A 7811-nucleotide genomic window follows, 5' to 3' on the forward strand; every position below is an offset into this window, starting at 1 on the left:
CAACGACGGCGCCTCGACCGCAGCGACTCACGAGGTTGTCATTACCGATACCGACGCGCGGTTCTGGAACGCCGTGCAGCTCTCGTCGCTGGGTGCCATCACGATGCCGGTCGGCTCTGACCGCGTGCGGGTGGATGTTCAGCTCGGCTCATCAGCATGGGTGCGGGGCACAGCAGGCGCTACCGCGGCGCTGCCGGCCGTGACGCTCGCCGATGTCACCGGCATCCGCTTCACTTTCGACCGTGCGGATGGTGCGCTTTTCTCCGCGACGGCCTTGCCCGCCGACTGGGCGGCATCCGCAGCCTTCGTCGTTGGACTCCGCAGCGAGCTCCGCGACGGCGGTGCCATCGTGTTCCCGTCGAGCCTCCCCAACGAGATCGACGTGGAGTCGCGCCGCACCGAGCCTGTGCAGATTTTCACCCCGGCAGAGGACGACGCCGCGGCGTCTCTCGCGCTCGCCACGGGAACCTTCTCGCTTGACGTGTCGAAGACACCAGCGGGCAACGTCCACACCTACCGGGCCGGCGATGTCGTCACGTGGAGCATCCAGTTCCGCAACACGGGGACCGGATTCCTGCCCATCACGACCGTGACCGACACGCTGCCGGCGCACTTGCTGTTCACGGGAGATGAGCCAACGTACTCGACCTCGGCAGGTGGCCTTCTGACCACGACCCCGACGCTCGATACGTCATCCGGAAACCTGGTCTTCACCTGGCCGGCAGGCTCCACGCGGATGGCGCCGGGCGAGAGGTTCACGATCTCTTTGACGACCACAATCGAGCACGGTGCGCCGACGCCCACCACCAACCGGGTCGTGGTCGACACGGGCAGCACCCTCGAGGCCTGCACCAATGCGTCGGGCAACGGTCAGGGCACCATCTCTGGACTGCCCGCAAACCAGTGTGGAACCACCAACTACGCTCAGCTCATTCAGGGCGCCAACATTTCGGCGACCAAGAGTGTGCGCGGCGAGGTCAACGGCACGCTCGTGACCGGGGCCGTCAACACGGTCAACGCCACGCGTACCTGCCTGCCAGATTCCGACGGCTTCTTCCGCAACCCGTGTGCTGCTGCCACCGTCGTCGGCGCGACCGACGAGTGGAAGCTCACGGTGCTCAACAGCGGCACCGAGGCCGTGACGTCGCTCACGGTTGTCGACCCGCTGCCCACCGCGGGTGACCGCATGCTCGACCAGGGTGGCCCCCGCGACTCCGCGTGGCGCCCCGTGTTCGACGACGCGTTTGGATTGCAGTTCGCTGGCATGCCTGCCGGCACCACCGCAAGCTGGCAGGTCAGCACCGACTCAGCAGTCTGTGTCGGCACAGGGGCGAGCTCCGCTTGGGGTGCCGACAGCACCTGCGCTGCCAACGCCTGGGTTGCCGAGTCAGCATTCGCTGGCGATTGGGCGGATGTCACTGGCATCCGGGTTGCCTACGACTTCTCGGCGACGGCAACGGGGCAGCTCGAGCCCGGCGCGAGCGTCACCCTGCTGATGCGCACCGTCAATGCGCCGCTCACGGCCGCTGACCCCAGCCGCGCCCCCGTGAGCGCTCCTGTCGGCCCGGCAGTGGCGTGGAACCAGATGGGAGCCACGGCCACCTTCGTCACGAGCCCCGTCATGCGGCGCGCGCCCGCCAAGGTTGGGGTGGCCCTTGCTTCTGGCCCGCTCAGCGTGGCCAAGCTAATCGACGGAGATGCTGCAGCGCACGCGCCTTCGGCGTTCGACGTGACCGTGCAGTGTGAGATTGCCGGTGTGCCCGTGAACCTGGGGTCGTCGGCTGTGCTCACTCTCGACGCATCCAACGCGCTCACAAACCGCATCGATGGCATCCCGCTCGGCGCGGAGTGCACCGTCGCAGAGGCGGGTGCCCTGGGCGCGTACGACGAGACGGCGAGAACGGGCGACGCGACGGTGCTCATGATCGTTACCGCAGCATCCGCCTCTGATGCCGTGCCCGCCACCCAGATCGCAACCATCACGAACACCTATGAGTGGGGAAGCCTGGCAATTGCCAAGACGGCGAATAAGGCATTCGCCGCCATCGGCGAGGACGTGACCTACACGATCACCGTGACCAACACGGGAGAGCGCACGGCCATCGCCCAGACGGTCACCGACACGCTCCCTCACTCGGCCAGAGTTCTCTCAACCAGCCCTGCGGCGACGCAGCAGGGTTCGCGTCTGGAGTGGGACATCCCGTCGCTAGCTCCCGGGGCCAGCACGTCATTCACGGCGGTCGTGCAGTACGACGCTGTGGGCGCGCGCGTCAACAGCGCATCGGTTACCGTCCCTCCGGGGCCGTGGGAGCCCGTGACTCCGGCAGAGCCCTGCGGAGACGACCCCACGGCAACGTGTGTGAGCGTGAGTGTGCTTGCCCTCACCATCACCGGTACTGCATTTGCCGACTTTGCGCTCTTGGTGGGCACGGTGTTGCTTCTGGTGGGTGCGCTTATCGGTTGGGGAGCCCGAACCAAACGCCGAACGGCATAGTGCGGGGCATCTGACGGGCCGCAACCACGGCCCGTCAGATGCCACTGGCCCCCTTCCTGGCTACACTCGGGAGAAGATGTCCGAGATATATTCCCTCCCTCGTCTGCCCCGCACCGCAGTGAACCGGGACAGGATCTCGGCGATTCTCTCGGAGGGCTCCGGGCTCACCGTTGTGCGAGGCGTCACGGGTTCTGGCAAGACGACGGCCGTGGCGCAGTGGGCCGCGAGCAGGCCCTCTGAGGCGCCCGAGGGCGTGTGGCTCAGCGTTGACAGCGACACAACGGGTTCTGAAACCTTCTGGCGTGCGGTGCTGCAGCTCTTATCGGATGCCGGCATCATCGGGCATTCCGGCCTGCTCCACGACCTGCTGGTGAAACCGCGCGACGGCGGACGGATGCTCCGCCACGAGCTCGTTCGGGCGCTCGCTCAGCACGGTCGCCCGCTCGTGCTCATTGCCGACAACTTTCACCTGTGCGAGCAGGACGTAGTCGACGACATTGTCGCGATCGTGCAGGCGAGCCCTCTCATCCACATAGTCGTGATGACCCGCGCTGGCGGCACGCTCGACAGCGACAGGATCGACATAGCGCTGAGCCCGACGCGAATTCGTAATCGCGACCTGCTGTTCACGATCCCCGAGATAGCCGATCTGTTGCGGCACAGGGGAGTTGCGGATGCTGATGGGAGCATTGCCGCGACAATCCGCGAGTGCTCAGGGGGGCTCGCGGTCGTGGTGACGGGAGTGCTGGTCAAACTCTCCCAGGCTGGTGTGATGATCGATGCGGATTCGGTTCGTCAGCGAATCTCGGTCGACGGCCTCTTTGACCGGTTCTGGGGCGGTGAGCTCGCGAACAACCGCGACGTCAACGACCTAATCAGTCTCTCCATCGCCGAGACGGTGACCCCGGCGCTGGCAATCGGGCTCACCGGCAGCTCGACTGCGCCGGCGATCCTCGATTTTCTTGCGGGCGCCGGGCTCGGTCACTGGGCGGACAGCGCAGACGGACCAGAGTTCACGATCAGCCCACGACTTCGGGATGGCCTCCGCCGCGAGTTGCAGACGCGCCCGCCCGAGGACCTGTCGCGGCTGCGGCGTGACTTGATGCGGTGCGAGCTAGACCGGGGGCGCTTCTCGTCCGCCCTCGGCCATGCCGTTGCGCTGGGGGAGTTCGACGTGGCTTCGGACATCGTCATCAATCACTACGCTTCGGTGCTCTCTGAGCACCGCGCAGAGACCATTGCGACACTCTCCGCTCTGCCGCGCCGCACAATAGCCCGGCAACCTCTCCTGGCCATGGCGCTCGGCGTAGCGCTCAACGGCGTCGAGTCGCAGAGGGAGCGTGCTCTCGAGATGCTCGGCATCGCGATTTCGGCCATGAAAAAGAACTCCGCTGGCCTTGATCCCGTGCGGAGGGTGCTGCTCCTCAACGCCGAGAACGTGGCGCTGCGCATCAGCGGAAAACCTGAGCAGGCGGTAGAGGTGGCCGACCGCGCGGCTCGCCTGCTCAGTGAGCTCACGCTCGACGAACGCGACAGGCTGGAGCCGATTCTCGGAGCACTGCTGCCGCACCTCGGCTTGTCGTTCTTCTATGACGCTCAAGAAGACAGAGCGATGGAGTTTTTTGAGGCCTCCCGGATGCTGCCGGGGGCAACCCGAGATCCTGGCCACCTCCACGGCCTAGCGCTGAGCGCGGGAGCGCTCGCCTTCGCCGGCAACATGACCGAGTCGCGATGGCGCGTTGCGCAGGCTAGGGATGAGGGGTGGCCCAGCAGCAACCGGTTCGAATATCCGGAGGCGTTCCTGCACATCGCGGAGGCGATGCTGAGCATCGAGACCGGTGACTACGCCGAGGCTCTCGCCCGAGTGCGCCTGCTATCGCCGAGAGTGGACACGACCGAGCACTGGCCCCTGTTCGCCCACGTGCAGGCCATGGCCCTGCTGGGGATGGGGCGGCCGCTCGAAGCATCAACGGCCCTCGAGCAGGCCCTGCGCCCGGGTGCACGCCCGGCTCTCATGCCCGTGAGTCGGCGCAGGCTCGACGCAGTGCTGTCGCTCCTGCTCATCGCGGCAGGGCAACCGAGGAGGGCGGAGTCGGTGCTCGCCCAGCATGATCCTGACGATTCCTATGTCGCCAACTCGTTTGTGCGTCTTCACCTCGCATCAGGCAACGTTGCGGCGGCGCAGGCCGTGCTTGACCAGGGGGCCTCGGGCGGGACTCCTCGCCGGCAAGCCGAAACCAGTCTCCTCAAGGCATCTGTCGCTGTGCGGCTCGGTCGCGACGGCACGGCGCTCGACCACTTCGAATCGGCCGTGCTGCTCATGAACGACCGTGGAATGCGGCATCCATTCGCCCTGCTCTCGGAGAACCTGCGCAGCGAGCTGCTGGCGCTCGCCCGACGCTCCGGGCGCCTCTCCCGGTACGAAATGCTGTTGGACGACCTAGAGGCGGTGCCCTCCGTAGTGCCAGGGGCAACCAAATCTGTAGACCTCACGGAACGCGAACTCGTGGTGCTTCGGGAGCTCGGGGCACGAGGCAGCGCCGCCGAGATTGCTGCGGAACTCTTCGTCTCGGTCAACACGGTCAAGAGTCAACTGCGCAGCATCTACCGCAAGCTCGGAGTCGGCTCGCGAGACGAAGCGATCAGAGCAGCCAGTCGCCTGGGTCTTTACGACCGGTAGACTGGAAGCATTCCCACCCGTTTCTCCTCTCCCTGAACAAGAAGGATGTCTGCCGCATGCCCGCAATCGTGCTGATCGGTGCCCAATGGGGCGATGAAGGCAAGGGCAAGGCCACCGACCTGCTCGGCGACCGTGTCGACTACGTCGTCAAGTTCAACGGAGGCAACAACGCCGGCCACACCGTGGTTGTCGGCAACGAAAAATACGCGCTGCACCTGCTGCCCTCTGGCATCCTGTCGCCCGGCGTCGTTCCCGTAATCGCCAACGGTGTCGTCGTCGACATCGAGGTGCTGTTCGAGGAGCTCGACGCGCTCGCCGCCCGCGGGGTCGATGTCTCGCGCCTGCGGGTTAGTGCTAACGCCCACGTCATCACGCGCTACCACCGCACTCTCGACAAGGTCACGGAGCGTTTTCTCGGCAAGCGCCAGATCGGCACGACCGGCCGCGGAATCGGGCCGACGTATGCCGACAAGATCAACCGGGTCGGCATCCGCATCCAAGACCTTTTCGACGAGAACATCCTTCGTCAGAAGATCGAGGGCGCACTCGTCACCAAGAACCACCTGCTCGTCAAGATCTATAACCGCCGAGCCATCACGGTCGACGAGATCGCAGAAGACCTGCTGCAGTACGTGGAGCGCCTGCGCCCCATGGTTGACGACACGGCACTCGTGCTCACGCGCGCCCTCGACGAGGGCAAGACCGTGCTCTTTGAGGCCGGCCAGGCAACCATGCTGGATGTTGACCACGGCACCTACCCGTTCGTCACGTCGTCCAACGCCACGTCGGGCGGTGCTGCCACGGGTTCGGGAGTGGCACCGAACCGGTTCGAGCGCGTCATCGGCGTCGTCAAGGCCTACACGACTCGCGTCGGCGCTGGCCCGTTCCCCACGGAACTGTTCGACGAGAGCGGCGACTTCTTGCGCAATAACGGCGGCGAGTTCGGCACGACGACGGGCCGCCCCCGTCGCTGTGGTTGGTACGACGCCCCCATTGCCCGTTACTCGGCTCGCATCAACGGCGTGACCGACTTCGTGCTCACCAAGCTTGATGTGCTCACAGGCCTCAAGGAGATCCCCGTCTGCGTCGCGTACGACGTCGACGGTGTTCGCGTGGACGAGATGCCCGTCTCGCAGACGGACTTTCACCACGCTGTGCCCATCTACGAAAACTTCCCCGGATGGGACGAAGACATCACGGGCGCCCGCGAATTCTCCGACCTTCCGCAGGCTGCGCAGGACTACGTGCTCGCCCTTGAGGCGATCAGCGGATCCCGCATCTCGGCGATTGGTGTTGGCCCCGGGCGCGACGCGATTGTCGTGCGCCACGACCTTCTCGGCTAGCTAGACGCTTGGTTAGCTAGACGACGGTAAAGCCCTCTGGTAGGCGCTCCCGGCCGGTCAGGGCGATCACCAGTTCGACTCCCGAGCCTCGGTGCACGGCCGTCTGAGCCAGCAGGCTCACGGTCATTGCCAGAGCATCCTTGGGCGGCGTGAAGTCAGAACCGATGGCGCGGGCGAGGTCGATCGAGTGAACGACGAGCTCGACGACGCGGGTGCGCAGGTACTCGTCGAGCAGAATGCCCATTCCGCCGATCGAGACGAGACGGTCTGACGGCTGCTCACCAATGAGCACCTTGGTGCGGTTGATGGCGTCGCGAACCTGGCCAACGGGGTCGGCCCCGAGCCACGCGCCGGCTTCGACGCCGCGTTGCTCGATGGACGTGTGGTCGGTGAACTGCTCAAGCACCTCGTTGTAGTAGTGCTCGGCCGAGGGAATCGTGGCAGAACCCGGTTCATCCTGGCCCAGGTATGTCTCGACCGTGAGAATCGCGCGGGCGGTGTGGCCGGCAAGAGACCGCACGGTCCAGGAGCCGAGTCCGTGGGACTCCCACTGGTCGGGCGCGACCTCGGCGAGCAGGCCGAGAAAGGCATCGGCAGAGGCATTGAAGAGTGCTGTGTTACTCACGAGTCCCATGGTGTCACTTCTCGTGCCAGACTGCATGTCGTGACCACGGCCCGTCCCCCTCTATCTGTGCTTAACGGGCGGTTTGTTACGCTCGAACCCCTCACCGACGATCACCTGCCTGAGCTGTTTGAGGCGATCGCGCATTCTCGGGTCTTCGCGGGCGGATATGGCGGCGGCCCCGCAGGTTTACCCGTCACCCTCGCCGAATTCGGCGCTTTTGCGCGGGGGTATTACGCCTTCGGGGTGGGCAACCCCTACGCGATTCGGTTGCGGGGCGGAGCGCACGATGGCGTTCTGGTGGGCACCTCCACGCTCGGCGACTTTGAACTTGCAGACGAAGCGGCCCACATCGGCTGGACGGCCTACGATCCGCGGGTCTGGGGCACAGCGGTCAACCCCGAGGCAAAGCTCCTGCTGCTGGGGCTCGCGTTCGATAGCGGGTTCGGTCGGGTCAAGATTCAGGCGGATGCCGCCAACGAGCGGTCGAGGGCGGCCATCGCCGCACTCGGCGCCGTTTATGAGGGCACCCTTCGACGGCACAAGCTGCGCGCCGACGGTTCGTGGCGCGACACCGCGGTGTATTCGGTGCTGCGCGAAGAATGGCCCTCGGTGCGGGCGGGTTTGGAGTCCCGGCTTGAACGGTGGGGTGACAAGCCGGTCTCGTTTCGC

5 protein-coding genes are annotated in these 7811 nt (G+C 65.8%); 4 read left to right on the forward strand and 1 reads right to left on the reverse strand.

Features of this window, described 5'->3' with window-relative positions:
- The 3 genes from AC062T_RS07535 to AC062T_RS07545 all read left to right on the forward strand — a co-directional run.
- On the forward strand, window positions 1–2494 hold a 2494-nt coding region (locus AC062T_RS07535; RefSeq protein ID WP_476028776.1), incomplete at its 5' end, for a DUF7507 domain-containing protein.
- Between the two features lie 76 nt (window positions 2495–2570).
- Window positions 2571–5174 (forward strand): helix-turn-helix transcriptional regulator, encoded by a 2604-nt coding sequence (locus AC062T_RS07540; RefSeq protein WP_476028778.1) that lies wholly within the window; start codon window positions 2571–2573, stop codon window positions 5172–5174.
- A 56-nt stretch (window positions 5175–5230) separates the two neighbouring features.
- Complete coding sequence (locus AC062T_RS07545) at window positions 5231–6517, forward strand: adenylosuccinate synthase (RefSeq protein WP_476028780.1); 1287 nt, start codon at window positions 5231–5233, stop codon at window positions 6515–6517.
- 16 nt (window positions 6518–6533) lie between these two features.
- On the opposite strand, the gene AC062T_RS07550 is transcribed toward AC062T_RS07545, so the two are convergent.
- Window positions 6534–7142, reverse strand: a complete 609-nt coding sequence (locus AC062T_RS07550) for a maleylpyruvate isomerase family mycothiol-dependent enzyme (RefSeq protein WP_476028781.1) — start codon at window positions 7140–7142, stop codon at window positions 6534–6536.
- A gap of 39 nt (window positions 7143–7181) precedes the next feature.
- On the opposite strand from AC062T_RS07550, the gene AC062T_RS07555 reads away from it, so the two are divergent.
- On the forward strand, window positions 7182–7811 hold a 630-nt coding region (locus AC062T_RS07555), incomplete at its 3' end, for a GNAT family N-acetyltransferase (protein ID WP_476028784.1).

Source organism: Homoserinimonas sp., from assembly GCF_056262345.1.